Source organism: Streptomyces sp. NPDC093089, assembly GCF_044754405.1.
Taxonomy (GTDB): domain Bacteria; phylum Actinomycetota; class Actinomycetes; order Streptomycetales; family Streptomycetaceae; genus Streptomyces.
On the sequence record NZ_JBIVPA010000011.1, the window covers coordinates 63593 to 80684 of the forward strand.

14 protein-coding genes are annotated in these 17092 nt (G+C 73.0%); 4 read left to right on the forward strand and 10 right to left on the reverse strand.

Translation table 11 applies throughout. The features are described 5' to 3' along the window. Positions 1–36: 36 nt before the first annotated feature. Together ACIQFX_RS25465 and ACIQFX_RS25470 are read right to left on the reverse strand one after the other, a co-directional pair. Positions 37–1350, reverse strand: a complete 1314-nt coding sequence (locus ACIQFX_RS25465; RefSeq protein ID WP_402467585.1) for a M14 family metallocarboxypeptidase — start codon at positions 1348–1350, stop codon at positions 37–39. Beyond that, entirely contained in the window at positions 1347–3389 is a 2043-nt protein-coding gene (locus ACIQFX_RS25470; RefSeq protein ID WP_402467588.1) for a Xaa-Pro dipeptidyl-peptidase, read from the reverse strand. The genes ACIQFX_RS25465 and ACIQFX_RS25470 overlap by 4 nt, the downstream gene beginning before the upstream one ends. 211 nt (positions 3390–3600) lie before the next feature. Here ACIQFX_RS25470 and ACIQFX_RS25475 point away from each other — a divergent pair, with 211 nt between their 5' ends. Next, complete coding sequence (locus ACIQFX_RS25475; RefSeq protein WP_402467591.1) at positions 3601–5160, forward strand: M1 family metallopeptidase; 1560 nt, start codon at positions 3601–3603, stop codon at positions 5158–5160. 25 nt (positions 5161–5185) lie between these two features. Here the strand turns inward: ACIQFX_RS25475 and ACIQFX_RS25480 are convergent, their stop codons facing one another. Together ACIQFX_RS25480 and ACIQFX_RS25485 are read right to left on the reverse strand one after the other, a co-directional pair. Further along, positions 5186–6067, reverse strand: a complete 882-nt coding sequence (locus ACIQFX_RS25480) for an oxygenase MpaB family protein (RefSeq protein ID WP_402467594.1) — start codon at positions 6065–6067, stop codon at positions 5186–5188. A gap of 99 nt (positions 6068–6166) precedes the next feature. Further along, positions 6167–6652, reverse strand: a complete 486-nt coding sequence (locus ACIQFX_RS25485) for a hypothetical protein (RefSeq protein WP_402467597.1) — start codon at positions 6650–6652, stop codon at positions 6167–6169. 125 nt (positions 6653–6777) lie between these two features. Here ACIQFX_RS25485 and sph point away from each other — a divergent pair, with 125 nt between their 5' ends. Continuing rightward, positions 6778–7815, forward strand: coding sequence for a sphingomyelin phosphodiesterase (gene sph / locus ACIQFX_RS25490; RefSeq protein WP_402467599.1), 1038 nt, complete (start codon positions 6778–6780; stop codon positions 7813–7815). A 90-nt stretch (positions 7816–7905) separates the two neighbouring features. On the opposite strand, the gene ACIQFX_RS25495 is transcribed toward sph, so the two are convergent. Both ACIQFX_RS25495 and ACIQFX_RS25500 read right to left on the reverse strand, forming a co-directional pair. Further along, a complete protein-coding gene (locus tag ACIQFX_RS25495) occupies positions 7906–8397 on the reverse strand; it encodes a hypothetical protein (RefSeq protein ID WP_402467601.1) in 492 nt (163 codons plus the stop codon). 91 nt (positions 8398–8488) lie between these two features. Further along, complete coding sequence (locus tag ACIQFX_RS25500) at positions 8489–8722, reverse strand: hypothetical protein (RefSeq protein ID WP_402467604.1); 234 nt, start codon at positions 8720–8722, stop codon at positions 8489–8491. A 78-nt stretch (positions 8723–8800) separates the two neighbouring features. Between ACIQFX_RS25500 and ACIQFX_RS25505 the strand changes: the two genes are divergently transcribed. Next, positions 8801–9532 carry a MerR family transcriptional regulator gene (locus tag ACIQFX_RS25505; RefSeq protein WP_402467606.1) on the forward strand — a complete coding sequence of 244 codons (732 nt, stop codon included), beginning with the start codon at positions 8801–8803 and terminating at the stop codon, positions 9530–9532. A gap of 154 nt (positions 9533–9686) precedes the next feature. On the opposite strand, the gene ACIQFX_RS25510 is transcribed toward ACIQFX_RS25505, so the two are convergent. The 4 genes from ACIQFX_RS25510 to ACIQFX_RS25525 are packed head-to-tail and all read right to left on the reverse strand — an operon-like array spanning position 9687 to position 15466. Next, positions 9687–11861: a 3-hydroxyacyl-CoA dehydrogenase NAD-binding domain-containing protein gene (locus tag ACIQFX_RS25510; protein WP_402467609.1), complete on the reverse strand. Its 2175-nt coding sequence runs from the start codon at positions 11859–11861 to the stop codon at positions 9687–9689. 38 nt (positions 11862–11899) lie between these two features. Next, positions 11900–13114, reverse strand: a complete 1215-nt coding sequence (locus ACIQFX_RS25515; RefSeq protein WP_402467611.1) for an acetyl-CoA C-acetyltransferase — start codon at positions 13112–13114, stop codon at positions 11900–11902. A gap of 46 nt (positions 13115–13160) precedes the next feature. Beyond that, entirely contained in the window at positions 13161–14312 is a 1152-nt protein-coding gene (locus ACIQFX_RS25520; RefSeq protein ID WP_402467614.1) for an acyl-CoA dehydrogenase family protein, read from the reverse strand. Continuing rightward, a complete protein-coding gene (locus ACIQFX_RS25525; RefSeq protein ID WP_402467617.1) occupies positions 14309–15466 on the reverse strand; it encodes a CaiB/BaiF CoA transferase family protein in 1158 nt (385 codons plus the stop codon). The genes ACIQFX_RS25520 and ACIQFX_RS25525 overlap by 4 nt, the downstream gene beginning before the upstream one ends. Positions 15467–15647: 181 nt before the next feature. Between ACIQFX_RS25525 and ACIQFX_RS25530 the strand changes: the two genes are divergently transcribed. Further along, positions 15648–17033, forward strand: coding sequence for a saccharopine dehydrogenase family protein (locus ACIQFX_RS25530; RefSeq protein ID WP_402467619.1), 1386 nt, complete (start codon positions 15648–15650; stop codon positions 17031–17033). Positions 17034–17092: the final 59 nt, after the last annotated feature.

The window sequence follows — 17092 nt, forward strand, 5'->3', positions numbered from 1 at the left end:
GGAATCACGTCACGACGGCCCCGGGTCACCCGATCGTCAACACTCCTCCACAGGACTCCCACTGACGAGGTGATAGGTCGCACGCACGTCCAGGAGCAACGGGACCAGGGCGCGCCGGGACTGCCTCAGCGGTACGAGGACCCCGGCTCCGTCCTGCCGGACGGTGATCCCGTGCAGGTCGAGTTCGTCGCCCACCTCGGCGTACTGGGCGGCGTCGAGGCGGTAGCCGCACGGCGGGTCGGTGATCACCTCGCCGGGCTCGGGCGGGTCGTTGTCGGCGCCGCCGAGGTACACGGGGCCCCGGTCGGCGAACCCGGCGTACCGGGCCGCGGAGGTCGCCGCGGTCAGCGGTCCGCGCCGCTCCTTCACGTAGGCGAAGGCCCCGTCGAGCGCCGCGTGCTGGGTGGCGACGCGCCGCCGGTGGTTGCGGGCCGGGTCGGTCTCCTCGGCGTCGTCGAACGCGTCCACCCGGGTCTCGACGAGCAGCCCGGCGGAGTGCTTGATGCCCGCCGTGTTGCGCAGGATCCGCTCCTGGCCGTCGCCGGCGACCTGCTTGAGCGGCTGCCCGGTGACGGGGTCGGTCCAGATGCCGTAGATGCCGCTGCTGTACCCGGCGAGTCCGGCGGCGGGCCGGACGTACGACTCGGAGAGCGTCCGCGACTCGTCGTGGACGCGCGCGTCGGCGTCGAGGCTGCGGGGCCAGAGGGCGAGCAGGTCCTTGTCGTAGTAGCGGGGGGTGGCACCGTACTCGTGCAGGTCGTAGACGAGTTCGGGCCGCCGGTCGCGGAGGACGGCCGCGAGGGCGCGCGCCTCGGCGGTCCGCAGGGCGATGTGGTCGCGGTTGACGTCGACGCCGGCGCCGTTCCCCCGGGTGTCGGCCTCCCGGCCGTCGGGGTTCGCCGTGGGGACGACGAGGACGGTCGTCCGGGCGAGGAAGCTCCGGGTCTCCGGGTCCCGGGCGTACGCGAGGTCGCGCACCGTGCTCAGGCAGGCCTCGCGGCCGGCGGGTTCGTCTCCGTGCTGGCTGCAGACGAGCAGCACGGTGGTACCGCCCTTCCCGGTGCCGAGGGTGGCGAGCCGGAGCGGGCGGCCCTGCGCGGTCGTGCCGATCACGCGCAGTGCCACGCGGTCGCTCCCCCGGTCGACGGCGGCGAGGAAGTCCCGCTCCTCCGCCTCGCTCGTCCAGCGGGCGCCCGCGCTCGCCTCGAAGCCGGTGCGCGGCGGCGGCTCCTTCGGCGCGGTGTCCGCCGCCTTGGCGGGCACGGTGACGAGCGGCAGCCCGAGGGTGGCGGCCCCCGCCACGAGGGCGAGGGCGCGCCGTGGACTCCGGTACGCGGTACGGATCCTCATCGGCCGGCCCCCGGCCCGGGCAGGCGCGGTCCCGTGACGGCGGCGGGCGGTACGGGGCCGCTCAGGGACGGGACGGCGGCGGGCGGCGACGGCACGGCGGGTGCCGCTCCCGTCGTGGCCCGGACGAAGGCGCCCGCGCCGCCGACCAGGGGCAGTCGTGCCCAGGTGCGGGCCAGGTCGAGGGTGAGGGTCGGGGTGGTCGACGGAGGGTCGAGGAGGTCCCGGTCGGTGCCGCCGACGATCAGGGCGAGGCGGTGTCCGGCGGGGACGACGTGGTCGGTGGCGGCGAGCCTCAGCGTGAGCGTGTACGCCCTGCCGGGGGTCAGCGGGCGTTCCCGGCCCGGGTCGGCCCAGGTGCCGAGGTCCGCCCAGCCGCGGCTGACGACGGTGAACCCGACGTCCGCGGTACGGGCGGCGGTCTCCTTGAAGCAGGCACTGTCGCCGGCGGTGCTCGCGCCCCAGCAGGTGCGGTCGGTGAGGGTGGTGATGCCCTCCCCCGCCGCCGCGTAGTCGCGGATCGTGTCCGGACCGAGGTCGACGAGGACGGCGGAGAGGTGCGCGGTGGCGGTGGTCGGCGTGGCGGTGACCGTCACCGTCGACGAGCCGGAGATCCGCAGGTCGCGGGAGAGCGGGCGGGTGGCGAAGCCGGCCTTCTCGGGGGTCGCTGCGTCGATCCGGGCCGCCCAGTCCAGCTCGCCGAGGCCCGGGTCGTCGGTGAAGGTCGCGGTGGATCCGGGGGCGGCGGGCGTGCGCCCGAGGACGCCGGGGCCGGCCGCGGGGCCGGGCGCGGGCCGCAGGGTGGTGGTCGCGGTGGTGCTCGGCGGCCACTGGCGGTCGGTGGTCCACCGGTCCGGGGCGCGCTCGATGTCGGCGACCGGTTCGCGGTCGATGCCGTTCTCGTATCCGAGCAGGTAGTGGTCGAACCAGCGGTGCAGGGTGCGGACCCAGTCGGCGCGCCGGAAGTCGAAGGGGTCGACGTGGCCGGTCTGCGAGAGCCAGATCTTCCGCTCGACGCCGTGGGCGGCGAGGGCGTCCCACCACTGGCCGAACTGGTTGGCGCGGACGTTGAGGTCCTGCTGCCCGTGGACGACGAAGACGCTGGCCCGGACCTTGGAGGCGTCCTTCACGTGGTCGCGCTCGGTCCAGGCGGCGGTCCGGTCGCCGCTGTAGGGGGTGGCGGCGGCGATCCGGTCCTGGACGGCGCCGCAGCGGGCCCGCGCCTCCGGGCTGTTCACGTACTCGGAGAGCCAGCTCGGGTTGGCGTCGTAGAGCGGGGCGCCCTGGGAGTGGAAGTAGTCGTACCAGGAGGAGATCGCGCCGATCGGCACGATCGTCCGCAAGCCCTCGACGCCGGTGGCGGCGACGCCGTTGGCGACGGTGCCGTCCCAGCTCTTGCCGATCATGCCGACGTTCCCCGTGCTCCAGCCGGTGGCGCGGGCCGGGGTCGTGCCGGTGCGGCTGGTGTAGCCGCGGGCGCGGCCGTTCAGCCAGTCGACGACGGCCTTCGCGGACTGGACGTCGGACCGGCCGCCGACGTCGTCGCAGCCGTCGGAGCGGCTGGTGCCCGCGAGGTCGACGGCGGCGAAGGCGTAGCCGCGCGGGACGAAGTAGTTGTCGTAGAAGAGCGGGAGCCGTTCGGGGTTGCCGTCGGCGTCGTACGTCTTCTTCTGGCCTTCGTTGCCGCGTCCGCAACAGGCGTAGTACGGGCTGGCGTCCATGATGACCGGGATCCGGCGGCCGGCCGCCGCGGGCTCCCGGGGCCGCACGATGTCGACGGCGACCCGGTCGGCGCGACCGTCGCCGTCGCCGTCGAGGCCGGTGTCGACCCAGACGGACTCGCGGACGGCGTCGGCGTACGAGTGGACGGGGCGGGACTCGCGCACGGCGGGCGCGGACGGGGCCGCCGCGGCCGGGGCCGCGGGCTGCGGGCGCGCGCCGGCCGGGGTGACGAGCGTCGCGAACAGGGCGGCCGTGGCCGTGGCCACGAGGGTTCCGTACGGCAGTCGGGCTCCGCGGGTTCTCCGCTTTCGCATCGGCATGGGCCGGAACGTACCCCGGTCGACTGCCGTGCAAAAGAGTGCCGGAGGGAATCCAGCGGGATTCGCGTGGCGGAGGGTTCATGTCGGCCGAATGGCGATCGTGTGACACGGGGTCGACTGGACGTGACGGTGCGTCGGGGGCTGAATAGTGTCGCGACTAAGGACCGGCGCCCACCCACGCGTCTTACGTTTCTTACGACTTGGAGCACCCGTGCATCGCAGAATCATCGTTCCGAGCGCCCTCGCGGCCTCCCTGCTGCTGGCGATCCCGGCATCGGCGGCCGACTTCGTCCCCGGTGCCGCGGGCATCGGGGACTCCTACTACCCCGCGAGCGGGAACGGCGGTTACGACGTCTCCCATTACGACCTGCGGCTGAAGTACCAGCCCGCGACGGACCTGTTGGAGGGCACGGCGACGATCCTCGCCACCACGAAGCAGAACCTGTCCCGCTTCAACCTGGACTTCGCCCTGAAGGTCAGCGAGGTCCGCGTCAACGGCCGGATCGCGAAGTTCACCGCGTCCGGCGACCACGAGCTGGAGATCACCCCGGCGACGCCGCTGGAGAAGAACAAGCCGGTCTCGGTCGTCGTCCGCTACGCGGGCAAGCCCTCAGAGGTCAAGATCGACGGCTGGTCGGCCTGGGCCCGCACCCCGGACGGCGGCGTCGCCGCGCAGGAGCCCGACTCGGCCGTCTGGTGGTTCCCGTCCAACGACCACCCGCTGGACAAGGCCACCTACGACGTCTCCGTCTCGGTGCCGGACGGCCACCAGGCCATCAGCAACGGCGTGCTGCAGTCGCAGTCCTCGCGGCTCGGCTGGACCCGCTACACCTGGCGCTCCAACAAGCCGCAGGCGTCCTATCTGGCCACTCTCGCCGTCGGCAGGTTCGACATCACGACGGACAGGACCGCGAACGGGCTGCCCGTCCTCAACGCCTACAGCAAGGACCTCGGCGACAACGCGGGCGCGGCGCGCGCCTCGGTCGAGCGGACGACCGAGGTCGCCGAGTGGCTGGAGTCGGTCTACGGGCCGTACCCGTTCAACTCCCTCGGCGGGTACGTGCCGAACGTGACCAGCGGCTTCGCCCTGGAGACGCAGACCCGCCCGTTCTACAGCCCGCGGCAGTTCGCCAACGGCGCGAACGTGTCGGTGGTCGTGCACGAGCTGGCCCACCAGTGGTACGGCGACAGCGTGTCCGTCCACGACTGGAAGGACATCTGGGTCAACGAGGGCTTCGCCCGCTACAGCCAGTGGCTCTGGTCCGAGAAGGAGGGCGAGGGCACGGCGCAGGAGCTGGCCGACTACCTGTACGCCGCCCGGCCGGCCGACGACCCCTTCTGGACGGTGAGGCCGGGCGACCCGGGCGCCGAGAACCAGTTCCACGGCGCCGTCTACGACCGGGGGGCGCTCGCCCTCCAGGCGCTGCGCAACGAGATCGGCGACGAGGACTTCTTCGCGATCCTGAAGGGCTGGCCGCAGGAGTTCGCCTACGGCAACGCGCGGGTCGCCGACTTCGTGCGGTACGCGGAGCGGATCTCCGGCAAGCCGCTGGCCGCGCTCTTCGACACCTGGCTGTACCAGCCGTCGAAGCCGTCCGCCCCGACCCTGACGGCGTCCGGTACGGCGGCCCGGGCGGATGCGCCCTCGGCGTCGCCCTCCGCGGCCGGGCAGCGGGCCGGCAAGCCGGCGAAGCCCGTCCAGCCGAAGTCGTGGAAGAAGATCGCGGCGACGGACACGATCCACGAGCGGGACGCGCACGGCGGCCACTGAGCCGTGCCGTGACCGGGGCCGCCCGTCAGCGCCGAGCGCTGCGGGCGGCCTCGCGCGCCTTCCTGGCCAGGGGCAGGAAGCGGAGCCGCTCCGGCAGGACGGGGACGACGGCCCGGACGATCCGGGCGTACCGGCGCAGGGTCCGCTCCTGCGCGTCGGTCCACTCCAGGCCGATGGCCTCGCGGGCGTCCGCCGGCATCAGCCCGACGGTGAGGAAGGCGCGCAGCCGCAGGAACGGGCGGCGCAGGACCGGCCACAGGAGCCGGAGCGCGAGCCGGACCGGCAGCGGGCCGCGATCCGGGGCCGGCACCGGAAGGTCGGTGTCGAGCAGCTCCCGTACGACGGCGGTCGCCTCCAGCTCCTCGTCGAGGACCTTGCGGTAGTACGGCCAGAACGCCTCGATCGTCTGCGGCATGTCCCGGTCGTGGATGCCGAGGACCCGGCCGACCTGGAGCCATTCCGCGTACAGCTGCCGTTCCTGCGCCCCGGTGAGGGGGCGGGCGAGGAGGCCGAGCCCGCGCAGGTACACGGGGAATCCCGTGGCGTGCACCCATGCGTAGTAGGCCGGGGTGAGGGCGTGGTAGCGGCGCCCGTGGGCGTCGGTGCCCTGGATGTTCCGGTGCAGTTCCCGGAGCCTGCGGCCCTCCCGTGCGGCGTCCTCGCCGCCGTAGATCCACAGCTGGAGCGAGCGCAGGGAGCGCTCGCCGCGACCCCAGGGGTCGGTCCGGAAGACGGAGTGCTCGTCGACTCCGGCGCCGATCGCGGGGTGCGCGACCTGCATGGTGAGGGCGGCGGGCAGCATCAGGAGGGCCCGGACGTCACCGGCCACGGTCCACAGCACCCCGCCGACGGGCGGCGGCGCCGGGTCGGCGACCCGGGCCCGGTCGAGGCTCGTCCCGGACGGCATGGCGCTCTCCTCCTCTGTCTCCAGGCTGCCACGTACGGCGAAGGGGCCGTCGCCCGGGCTCTCGCGGCCGGGCGACGGCCCCTTCGGTGGGTGTACGGGTCAGCCGCGGTCGGCGCCGACCGGCTCGCCGACGATGCGGGCGGCGAGGGCGTGCGCCCAGGCGTCGACGTCCGCGGTGAGCTCGCGCTCGGCGGCGGCGCGCTCGGCGGCGATCTTCTCGACGCCGGCGGCGACGATCGCGTCGCGCTCGGCGATGCCCTCGGCACGGGCGGCGGCGATGGCGGCCGAGCCCTCCTCGGTGGCGCGGGAGCGGATGCGGGCGGCCTCGTGGCGGGCCTCGGCGAGCTCCGCCTCGTACTGCTCACGGATCCTCGCGGCCTCGGCGCGCAGGTCGTCGGCGCGGTCGGTGCCGCCCTCGATCGCGTCCTCGCGCTCCTCGAGCGTGCGCTTGATCTTCGGCAGGATGGCCTTCGCCAGGATGAGGAAGGTCAGTCCGAACACCACGAGGCCGAGGATGAGCTCGGCCCAGACGGGGTTGAGCGGACCGAGGTCCGTCTTGAAGATCTGCGAGTTCGCGAGGGTCATGCGCGCATTCTACCTGGTTCAAACAAGGACAATTCAGACACCGGGACGAGAGTTGGCGTGATCGTGCTCGCTCGGCAAGATTCCCGGCACCCAAAGGCTACCGGAAGGTAACCACGGCTGATTGTATGTGCGGCGCCAGTCCAACCCCCCACGTCTCCACAGGAGTTCACGTGTCGTTCGCCGCCTTCCGCCGCGCCCCGGGTGCCGCGCTCTCCCTCGCGCTCGCCGCCGCCACGCTGGCGGTCGCCGCCCCGGCCTCGTCCGCCTCCACCACGGCCACCGCCGCCGAGGCCCCGCGACTCAAGGTCCTCACCTACAACACGTTCCTCTTCAGCAAGACGCTCTACCCGAACTGGGGCCAGGACCACCGGGCCAAGGCGATCCCCGCCGCCCCCTTCTTCCAGGGCCAGGACGTCGTCGTGATCCAGGAGGCCTTCGACAACTCCGCCTCGGACGCCCTCAAGGCGAACGCCGCCGGGCAGTACCCCCACCAGACCCCCGTCGTCGGACGCAGCAAGAGCGGCTGGGACGCCACCGGCGGCTCCTACTCCACGACCACCCCCGAGGACGGCGGCGTGACGATCCTCAGCAAGTGGCCGATCGTCCGCAAGGAGCAGTACGTCTACAAGGACGCCTGCGGCGCCGACTGGTACTCGAACAAGGGCTTCGCCTACACCGTCCTCGACGTCAACGGCAGCCGGGTCCACGTCCTCGGCACCCACGCCCAGTCCACCGACCCCGGCTGCTCGACGGGCGAGGCGGCGCAGATGCGCAGCCGCCAGTTCAAGGCGATCGACGCCTTCCTCGACGCCAAGAACATCCCGGCGAACGAGCAGGTGATCGTCGCCGGCGACATGAACGTCGACTCCCGCACCCCCGAGTACGGCACCATGCTCGCCGACGCGGGCCTCGCGGGCACCGACGCGCGCACCGGCCACCCCTACTCCTTCGACACCGCGCTCAACTCGATCGCCTCCGAGCGCTACCCGAACGACCCGCGCGAGGACCTCGACTACGTCCTGTACCGCGCCGGGAACGCCCGCCCCGCCGGCTGGACCAACCACGTGGTCCTGGAGCAGAGCGCCCCCTGGACGGTGTCCAGCTGGGGCAGGCAGTACACCTACACCAACCTCTCCGACCACTACCCCGTCACGGGCTTCTGACCGAGCCCTTCGGCAGGGGTACCCGCCCCCCCCGGCCGGGCCCCTCAGCAGGGCCCCGCACCGGCTCCCGACCGGGCCCCTCAGCAGGGCTCAGTAGGGGTACCCGCCGAACACGCCGTAGAGCCAGACACCCAGCACCGCGGCGACGCACAGCAGGACCGCCCAGGAGCCGGCACCCGTGTGCCGCTCCTTCCGGGGCCGGCGGCCGGGCCGGGCGGCACGCGCCGCCCGCCCCGGCCGCTTCCGCTTCTCCGGCCTCCCGGCCCGGGACGGCCCCGCCGCCGGCTCGGCCGTCCCCGCCACGTCCGCGAGCAGCCGCCGGCACACCGCCGCCAGCTCCCCCGTCCCGGCCGTCAGGTCCACGACCACCTCCGTCCGCGCCGGCGCCGTCGTCCCCCCGTCCAGGATCCGCCCCGCCCGCACCAGCGCCCGGTCCTTCCCCCCGGTCGGCGCCAGACTGATCCACCGCCGCACGTGCTCCCCCCGTATCACCACCCCACCACCCCGCTCCCGGTACACCGTGTGCTCCCGCCACAACACCCCGGCCAACTCGTCAGCCGTCTCCCTGAGTTCCGCGTACATCCCACTCCCCCGCTCCTTGGCCCGACATGATCAGCGGCCGACTCTAACCCGCCCCGTCGAACACCCCTGCGACAGCCCGCCCCCGCGCCCCTCAACCGCCGAAGTCGTACACGGTGACCGGTATCCCCCGGTCCACCAGCCGCCGGAGGACGAGGGGCTCGACCTTCGCCCAGGAGCCGCCCTCAGGTTCCGGCCAGCGCCGCGAGACCGCCACGACGAAGCCCTTGCCCCAGCCCCCGAGGTCGTTGCACACGTGCGCGACGATCTTGACGCCCTTGCCGTGCGGTGCGGTCGCGTCCCCCCGGACGTACGTGATCCCGTTCATGACGATCACGCTACGACCCACCACTGACAGTCGCGGCGGTCTTTTACAAGGATGGTGAGACAGCAATACTGTTGAACCATGGAGCAGGCGAGCGCGCAGGAGCCGGTGTACACCGTGGACGAGCTGGCGGCGCGGGCCGGGGTGACGGTGCGGACCGTGCGGTTCTACGGGACGCGGGGGTTGCTGCCGCCGCCGGTGATCGGGGCGCGGAGGGTGGGGCACTACGGGCCGGACCACGTGTCCCGGTTGGCGTTGATCGAGGAGTTGCAGCGGCAGGGGATGACGCTGGCGGCGATCGAGCGGTACCTGGAGCAGTTGCCGGAGGACCTGAGCGCGCAGGACCTGGCGATCCACCGGGCGCTGGTGGCGTCCTGGGCGCCGGAGTCGGCGGAGACGATCACGCGGCGGGAGTTGGAGCGGCGGGCGGGTCGGGGGCTGACGGAGCGGGACGTGGACCGGTTGGCGGCGATGGGGGTGCTGGACCGGACGGACGAGGCCGACACGTACCGGCTGGACGGGTCGCTGCTGCGCCTCGGGGTGGAGCTGCTGGACGTGCCGATCGAGCACGAGACGATCCTGGCCTCCCGGACGGTGCTCCTGGAGCACGCGCGGGCGGCCGCGCAGGAGCTCTCCCGGCTGTTCCAGGAGCAGGTGTGGAACCCGTACCGGGAGAGCGGCGAGGACCCGGACCACCTGACGGCGATGAGGTCGCTGTCGGCGCACATGCAGCCGATGGTGGTCCAGGCCCTCGTCACGGCGTTCCAGCGCTCGCTGAGCGAGGAGCTGAGGACGGCGTTCAGGAGCCCGTGAAGGACCCGGCTGCCTGACCGGAGGCGGGCCCGGAGTCCGGCCTGCCGGGCCCGGGCCGGAGTCCGGGCCCGGCCCGGAGTCCGGGCCCGGGGCCTGACCTGGAGTCGGGCCGTATCCCCGGCCGGACCGGAAAGCGGCCCGGCCGGGCGGCGGGTCAGGCGTCGGTGAAGACCTCGCCGCGTTCGGCCTTCTCGACGAGGAGGGCGGTCGGCGTGAAGCGCTCGCCGTAGGTCTCCGCCAGTTCGCGGGCGCGGGCGACGAAGCCGGGGAGGCCGCCCTCGTAGCCGTTGATGTACTGGAGGATGCCGCCGGTCCAGGCCGGGAAGCCGATGCCCATGATGGAGCCGATGTTGGCGTCGGCGACCGAGGTGAGGACGCCTTCCTCCAGGAGGCGGACGGTGTCGAGGGCCTCGGAGAACAGCATCCGCTCCTGCATGTCGCGGAAGGGGATCTCGTACCCGGGCTTGGCGAAGTGCTCGCGCAGGCCGGGCCAGAGCCTGCCGCGCTTGCCGTCCTCGCCGTACTCGTAGAAGCCGGCGCCGCCGCTGCGGCCGGGGCGGCCGAACTCGTCGACCATGCGGTCGATGACGGCCTCGCCCGGGTGGGTGGTCCAGGTGCCCCCCTCCTCCTCGATCGCCTTCTTCGTCTCGTTGCGGATCTTGCGCGGGAGGGTGAGGGTCAGCTCGTCCATGAGGGAGAGGACCTTCGCCGGGTAGCCGGCCTGGGCCGCGGCCTGCTCGATCGAGGCGGGCTCGATGCCCTCGCCGACCATGGCGACGCCTTCGTTGATGAAGTGGCCGATCACCCGCGAGGTGAAGAAGCCGCGCGAGTCGTTGACGACGATCGGCGTCTTGTTGATCTGCCGGACCAGGTCGAAGGCGCGGGCCAGCGCCTCGTCGCCGGTCCGCTCGCCCTTGATGATCTCGACGAGCGGCATCTTGTCGACGGGCGAGAAGAAGTGCAGGCCGATGAAGTCGGTCTGGCGCTCGACGCCCTCGGCGAGGACGGAGATCGGCAGGGTCGAGGTGTTGGAGCAGAGCAGCGCGTCGGGCGCGACGACGTGCTGGATCTCCTGGAAGACCTTGTGCTTGAGCGCGGTGTCCTCGAAGACCGCCTCGATGACCGCGTCGCAGCCGGCGAGGTCGGCCGCGTCGCCGGTGGGGGTGATCCGGGCGAGGAGCGCGTCGGCCTTCTCCTGGGTGGTGCGACCGCGCGAGACGGCCTTGGCGCACAGCTTCTCGGAGTACGCCTTGCCCTTCGCCGCCGACTCGGCGGAGACGTCCTTGAGGACCACCTCGATGCCGGCGCGGGCGCAGGAGTACGCGATGCCGGCGCCCATCATGCCGGCGCCGAGCACGGCGACCTTGCGGACCTGGCGCTTGTCCACGCCCTTCGGGCGGCTGGCGCCCGAGTTGACGGCCTGGAGGTCGAAGAAGAACGCCTGGATCATGTTCTTCGCGGTCTGGCCGATGACCAGCTCGGTGAAGTAGCGACTCTCGATGGTGAGCGCGGTCTCGAAGTCGACCTGGGAGCCCTCGACGGCGGCGGCCATGATGGCACGGGGCGCCGGGTAGGGCGCGCCGTTCAGCTGCTTGCGCAGGTTGGCGGGGAAGGCCGGCAGGTTGGCGGCGAACTTGGGGTTCGACGGGGTGCCGCCGGGGATGCGGTGGCCCGGGACGTCCCAGGGCTGGCGGGACTCCGGGTGCGCGTCGATGAAGGCGATGGCCTTGGCCATCATCTCCTCGGGGGTGGCGGCGAGCTCGTGGACGAGTCCGCTGTCGAGGGCGCGCTTCGGGTTGTACTGGGTGCCCTGGAGCAGCACCTTGAGCAGGGCGTCGGTGATGCCCATGAGGCGTACGGTGCGGGCGACGCCGCCGCCGCCCGGGAGCAGGCCGAGGGTGACCTCGGGCAGGCCGATCTTGGAGCCGGGGGCGTCGAGGGCGACGCGGTGGTGGGAGGCGAGCGCGATCTCGTAGCCGCCGCCGAGGGCGGCGCCGTTGATCGCGGCGACGACGGGCTTGCCGAGGGTCTCGATGCGCCGCAGGGCGTTCTTGATCTCGATGGCGGAGTCGAAGATGTCGCGGGCGTGCTCGGGGCCCGCCTTGACCATGTCCTTGAGGTCGCCGCCGGCGAAGAACGTCTTCTTCGCGGAGGTGTAGATGATGCCGCGGATGGAGTCCTTCTCGGCGTCCACGCGGTCGGCGATGGCGGTGATCGAGGCCCGGAAGGCCTGGTTCATGGTGTTGGCGGACTGGTTCGGGTCGTCGAGGACGAGGGTGACGATCCCGGTCGCGTCCTGTTCCCAGCGGATGGTGGTGCTCTCGCTCATGGCTCTGCTTCTCCGTAAGAGGGGTGCGGACGGGACGGTCAGACGCGCTCGACGACGGTGGCGATGCCCATGCCGCCGCCCACGCAGAGGGTGGCGAGGCCGTAGCGCTTGTCCTGGCGCTCCAGCTCGTCGACGAGGGTGCCGAGGATCATCGCGCCGGTGGCGCCGAGCGGGTGGCCGAGCGCGATGGCGCCGCCGTTGACGTTGACCTTGTCCAGGGTGGTGCCCATGTCCTTGACGAAGCGCAGGACGACGGCGGCGAAGGCCTCGTTGATCTCGATGAGGTCGATGTCGTCGATGGTGAGGCCGGCCTTGGCGAGGGCCTTGCGGGTGGCCGGGGCGGGGCCGGTGAGCATGATGGTCGGCTCGGAGCCGGAGACGGCGGCCGAGACGATCCGGGCGCGCGGGGTCAGGCCGTACCGCTCGCCGACCTCCTTGGAGCCGATGGCGACGAGGGAGGCTCCGTCGACGATGCCGGAGGAGTTGCCGGCGTGGTGGACGTGGTCGATCTCCTCGACCCAGTGGTACTTCTGCAGCGCGACGGCGTCGAAGCCGCCCAGCTCGCCGATGTCGGCGAAGGAGGGCTTGAGGCGGGCGAGGGAGTCGGCGGTGGTGCCGGGGCGCAGGTGCTCGTCGTGGTCGAGGACGGTCAGCCCCGCGCGGTCCTTGACGGGGACGAGCGACCGGGCGAAGCGGCCGTCCTTGACGGCGGCCGCGGCGCGCTCCTGGGAGAGGGCGGCGTACTCGTCGACGTCGCGGCGGCTGAAGCCCTCGATGGTGGCGATGAGGTCGGCGCCGATGCCCTGGGGGACGAAGTTGGTCTCCAGGTTGGTCATCGGGTCGGCGAACCAGGCGCCGCCGTCGGAGGCCATCGGCACCCGGGACATGGACTCGACGCCGCCGGCGAGGACGAGGTCCTCCCAGCCGGAGCGGACCTTCATGGCGGCCATGTTGACCGCTTCGAGGCCGGAGGCGCAGAAGCGGTTCTCCTGGACGCCGGCGACGGTGTCGGGCAGGCCGGCGGCGATGGCCGCGATGCGGGCGATGTCGGAGCCCTGGTCGCCGACGGGGCCGACGACGCCGAGGACGATGTCGTCGATGGCGGCCGGGTCGAGGCCGGGGTTGCGGGACTGGATCTCCCGGATGAGGCCGACGACCAGGTCGATGGGCTTGGTGCCGTGCAGGGAGCCGTTGGCCTTGCCGCGTCCGCGCGGGGTGCGGATCGCGTCGTACACGTACGCTTCGGTGCTCACGGGAAGCCTTTCGCGATGAGGGTGGGAGAGGACGGGCGGCGGGAGGTCAGCCGAGGAGGGACCGGCCGATGATCTCCTTCATGATCTCGGTGGTGCCGCCGTAGATGGTCTGGATCCGGCCGTCGGTGTAGGCACGGGCGACCGGGAATTCGCTCATGTAGCCGTATCCGCCGTGCAGTTGCAGGCAGCGGTCGGCGACGCGCTTCTGGAGTTCGGTCGCCCACCACTTGGCCATGGAGGCGTTGACCGGGTCGAGGCCCAGGCCGGTCGGGTCGGCGTGCTCGGCGATGCAGCGGTCCACGAAGGTGCGGGTGACGGCGCATTCGGTGGCCATCTCCGCGATCTCGAAGCGCACGTGCTGGAGCTTGGCGAGCGGTCGCCCGAAGGCCTCGCGTTCCTTGACGTAGCGGGTGGTGAGTTCGAGGAGGTGCTCGGCGCCGGCGATGCCCGCCACGGCGATGGCGAGGCGCTCCTGGGCGAGGTTGGTCATGAGGTGGACGAAGGCGCCGTTGAGCTCGCCGAGCAGGTTCTCCTTGGGGACGCGGACGTCCTTGAAGAAGAGTTCGGCGGTGTCCTGGGCCTTCTGGCCGATCTTGTCGAGGTTGCGGCCTCGCTCGAAGCCTTCCATGCCGCGCTCGACGACGAGGAGGGAGAGACCGTGGGCGCCGCCCTCGGGGGTGGTCTTCGCGACGACGATCACCAGGTCGGCGAGGATGCCGTTGGAGATGAAGGTCTTGGAGCCGTTGAGGATCCAGTGGTCGCCGTGGTCCTCGGCGGTGGTGCGGATGCCCTGGAGGTCCGAGCCGGCGCCGGGCTCGGTCATCGCGATGGCGGTGACGATCTCGCCGGAACAGAAGCCGGGCAGCCAGCGGCGGCGCTGCTCGTCGGTGGCGAGTTTGGTGAGGTAGGGGCCGATGATGTCGTTGTGCAGGCCGATGGCGAGTCCGGGGGCGGCCGCCTTGGTGAACTCCTCGGCAAGGACGGAGGCGTACCGGAAGTCGGGGTTGCCGCCGCCGCCGTGCTCCTCCTCGACGGCGAGTCCGAGGAGGCCCTGCCGTCCGGCGGCGAGCCATGCCGCGCGGGAGACGATGCCGTCCTTCTCCCACTGCTCGTAGTGCGGCAGCACCTCCTTCTCCAGGAAGGTGCGGACGACCGCCCGGAAGGCCTCGTGGTCGGCGGTGTAGAGCTGGCGCTTCATGCTTCGGTCTCCTGGGTCTCGGTCGGGCTGTCGAGCGCGGGTACGGCCCAGTCGCGGGCGACCTCGGCGGTGTCGGCACCGGGCAGGGCGGGGCCGCCGCGCACGGTGCCGGGGGTGACGGAGAAGCGGGGTGCGGGGGCGGGCTGGACGAGGCCGTACCGCTCGGTGAAGGTGCCGCGGGCGGCGAGGTGCGGGTGGCCCGGCGCCTCACGCAGCGAGAGGACGGGGGCGACGCAGGCGTCGGTGCCGTCGAAGACCTCCGTCCATTCCTCTCTTGTACGGCTCCGAAACCGCTCGGCGACGGCGGCGCGCAACTCCGGCCACCGCCCGAGGTCCTGGCGCGCCGAAGCCGCTTCCGCGACGCCGAGGAGGCGGACGAACTCCGCGTAGAACCGCTCCTCCAGGGCGCCGACCGCCATGTGGCCGCCGTCGGAGGTCTCGTAGACGCCGTAGAAGGGGCAGCCGCCGTCGAGGAGGTTGACGCCCCGCCGGTCCTGCCAGCCGCCGGCCGCGAGCATGCCGTGGATCATGGTGGTGAGGTGGGCGGTGCCGTCGACGATGGCGGCGTCGACGACCTGGCCCTCGCCGTGCGTCCGCGCGTGCTGGAGGGCGGCGAGGACGCCGATGACGAGGTAGAGGGAGCCGCCGGCGTAGTCGCCGACGAGGTTGGCGGGGACGGTGGGCGGGCCGTCCGGGTCGGGGCCGATCATGCCGAGGGCGCCGGTGATCGCGATGTAGCCGATGTCGTGTCCGGCGGTGGGGGCGAGCGGTCCGTCCTGTCCCCAGCCGGTCATCCGGCCGTAGACGAGGCGCGGGTTGCGGGCGAGGCAGGCTTCGGGGCCGACGCCGAGGCGTTCGGCGACGCCGGGTCGGTACCCCTCGATCAGGACGTCGGCGCGTGCGACGAGGTCGAGCACGGTGGCGGGGCCGTCCTCGGCCTTGAGGTCGACGAGGACGGAGCGCTTGTTGCGGTTGGTGAGGTCGCGCGCCGGGTCGATGCCGAGCCCGGCGCCGCCGGGCCGGTCGACGCGCACGACGTCGGCGCCGAGGTCCGCGAGGAGCATGGCGGCGAAGGGACCGGGGCCGATGCCGGCGAGTTCGACCACGCGTACGCCGGAGAGCGGGCCGGTCCCGGTGGTGTGCGTCGTGCTCATCGAGCCCCCAGGAGTGTGTGACACCAATGATGTAACACCGGAGATGCTAGGAACGTGTTCCACTCGGCACAAGCCCCCGAGCCGAGCAAGCGCTTGGAAATTGCCGACCGTCCGACTTCCGCTATCCTCCGCCGACGACAACCGCGCGCGGCGGCGCGGCACGGCCGAAACGAGGGGCTGCATGGACACAGGGGCGGACAAGGAGCGCGGGGCGGGGGCCGGACCCTCGGACGCGGTCGAGCGGAAGGCCGGGGCGGATCCGTCGGACGCGGCCGGGCGAGAGGTCGGGGCGGAGCCGTCGGGCGCGGGCAAGCGGAAGACCGGGGCCGCGCCCTCGGACGCGGTCGGCCGGGAAGCCGAGCCGAGGTCGTCGGACGCACCGGCGCCGGAGGCCGGGGCGAGGCCGTACGACGTGGTGCTCTTCGGGGCGACCGGGTTCGTGGGCGAGCTCACCGCGGAATACCTGGCCGGCCACGCTCCGGCCGGGTGCCGCTGGGCGCTCGCCGGCCGCAACCGGTCGTCGCTCGGCGCCCTGCGCGACCGGCTCGCCGCCCGGTGGCCGCACTGCGCCGACCTGCCACTCGTCGTCGCCGACGCCGACGACCCGGGCTCGCTGCGCGACCTCGCCGAGTCCACCCGCGTCGTGGCCACCACCGTCGGGCCCTACGTCTGGTACGGCGACGGGCTCGTCGCCGCCTGCGCGGAGGCCGGCACGGACTGCGTGGACCTCACCGGCGAGGCCGAGTTCGTCGACCGGACCTACGTGCGCCACGACGCGCGCGCCCGGGAGACCGGCGCCCGGATCGTGCACGCCTGCGGCTTCGACTCCGTCCCCCACGACCTGGGCGTGTACTTCACCGTCCAGCAGCTCCCCGAGGGCGTGCCGCTCCGCGTCGACGGCTTCGTGCGGGCCGGGGCCGCGTTCTCCGGCGGCACCTTCGCGTCCGCGCTCACCGCGATGGGCCGGGGCCGGGAGATCCTTCGGGCCGCGCACGAACGGCACCTGTACGAACCGCGGTTGGTGGGGCGCCGGGCCCGCGCGCCGCTGGGCGGACCCCGGTTCAGCACGGAGACGGGCACCTGGGCGCTCCCGCTGCCGACCCTCGACCCGCAGATCGTGGCCCGCTCGGCCGCCGGCCTGGAGCGGTACGGCCCGGACTTCCGCTACCGGCACTACGCCTCCGTGAAGACCCTCCCCATGGCCCTCGGGGGTGCGGCCGCCGTCGGCGCGAGCGTCGCGGCCGCACAACTCCCTTCCGTACGCGGTTGGCTGATGGAACGTTACTCGGCGGGCGAGGGCCCTTCGGCCGAGCGGCGCGCCCGCAGCTGGTTCTCGGTCCGGTTCGTCGGCGAGGGCGGCGGGCGACGGGTCTTCACCGAGGTGTCGGGCGGCGACCCCGGCTACGACGAGACGGCCAAGATGCTCGCCGAGTCGGCCCTCTGCCTCGCCTTCGACCCGCTGCCGAAGACCGCCGGCCAGGTGACGACGGCGGTCGCCATGGGCGACGCGCTCACCGACCGGCTGCGCGCGGCGGGCATCCGCTTCCGGGTGGCCCACCGGAGTTAGCGAGGAGTCGACAGGGGACGGGACCGGGGCCGTACGGGGCGGGACGGGACCGGGGGCGT

Bases quoted from the DNA above. Each gene is read 5' to 3' on its own strand.
- ACIQFX_RS25530 (WP_402467619.1), top strand. From the start codon at position 15,648: ATGGACACAGGGGCGGACAAGGAGCGCGGGGCGGGGGCCGGACCCTCG.
- ACIQFX_RS25480 (WP_402467594.1), bottom strand. From the start codon at position 6,067: ATGCCGTCCGGGACGAGCCTCGACCGGGCCCGGGTCGCCGACCCGGCG.
- ACIQFX_RS25485 (WP_402467597.1), bottom strand. From the start codon at position 6,652: ATGACCCTCGCGAACTCGCAGATCTTCAAGACGGACCTCGGTCCGCTC.
- sph (WP_402467599.1), top strand. From the start codon at position 6,778: ATGTGCGGCGCCAGTCCAACCCCCCACGTCTCCACAGGAGTTCACGTG.
- ACIQFX_RS25495 (WP_402467601.1), bottom strand. From the start codon at position 8,397: ATGTACGCGGAACTCAGGGAGACGGCTGACGAGTTGGCCGGGGTGTTG.
- ACIQFX_RS25465 (WP_402467585.1), bottom strand. From the start codon at position 1,350: ATGAGGATCCGTACCGCGTACCGGAGTCCACGGCGCGCCCTCGCCCTC.
- ACIQFX_RS25525 (WP_402467617.1), bottom strand. From the start codon at position 15,466: ATGAGCACGACGCACACCACCGGGACCGGCCCGCTCTCCGGCGTACGC.
- ACIQFX_RS25500 (WP_402467604.1), bottom strand. From the start codon at position 8,722: ATGAACGGGATCACGTACGTCCGGGGGGACGCGACCGCACCGCACGGC.
- ACIQFX_RS25505 (WP_402467606.1), top strand. From the start codon at position 8,801: ATGGAGCAGGCGAGCGCGCAGGAGCCGGTGTACACCGTGGACGAGCTG.
- ACIQFX_RS25470 (WP_402467588.1), bottom strand. From the start codon at position 3,389: ATGCCGATGCGAAAGCGGAGAACCCGCGGAGCCCGACTGCCGTACGGA.
- ACIQFX_RS25520 (WP_402467614.1), bottom strand. From the start codon at position 14,312: ATGAAGCGCCAGCTCTACACCGCCGACCACGAGGCCTTCCGGGCGGTC.
- ACIQFX_RS25510 (WP_402467609.1), bottom strand. From the start codon at position 11,861: ATGAGCGAGAGCACCACCATCCGCTGGGAACAGGACGCGACCGGGATC.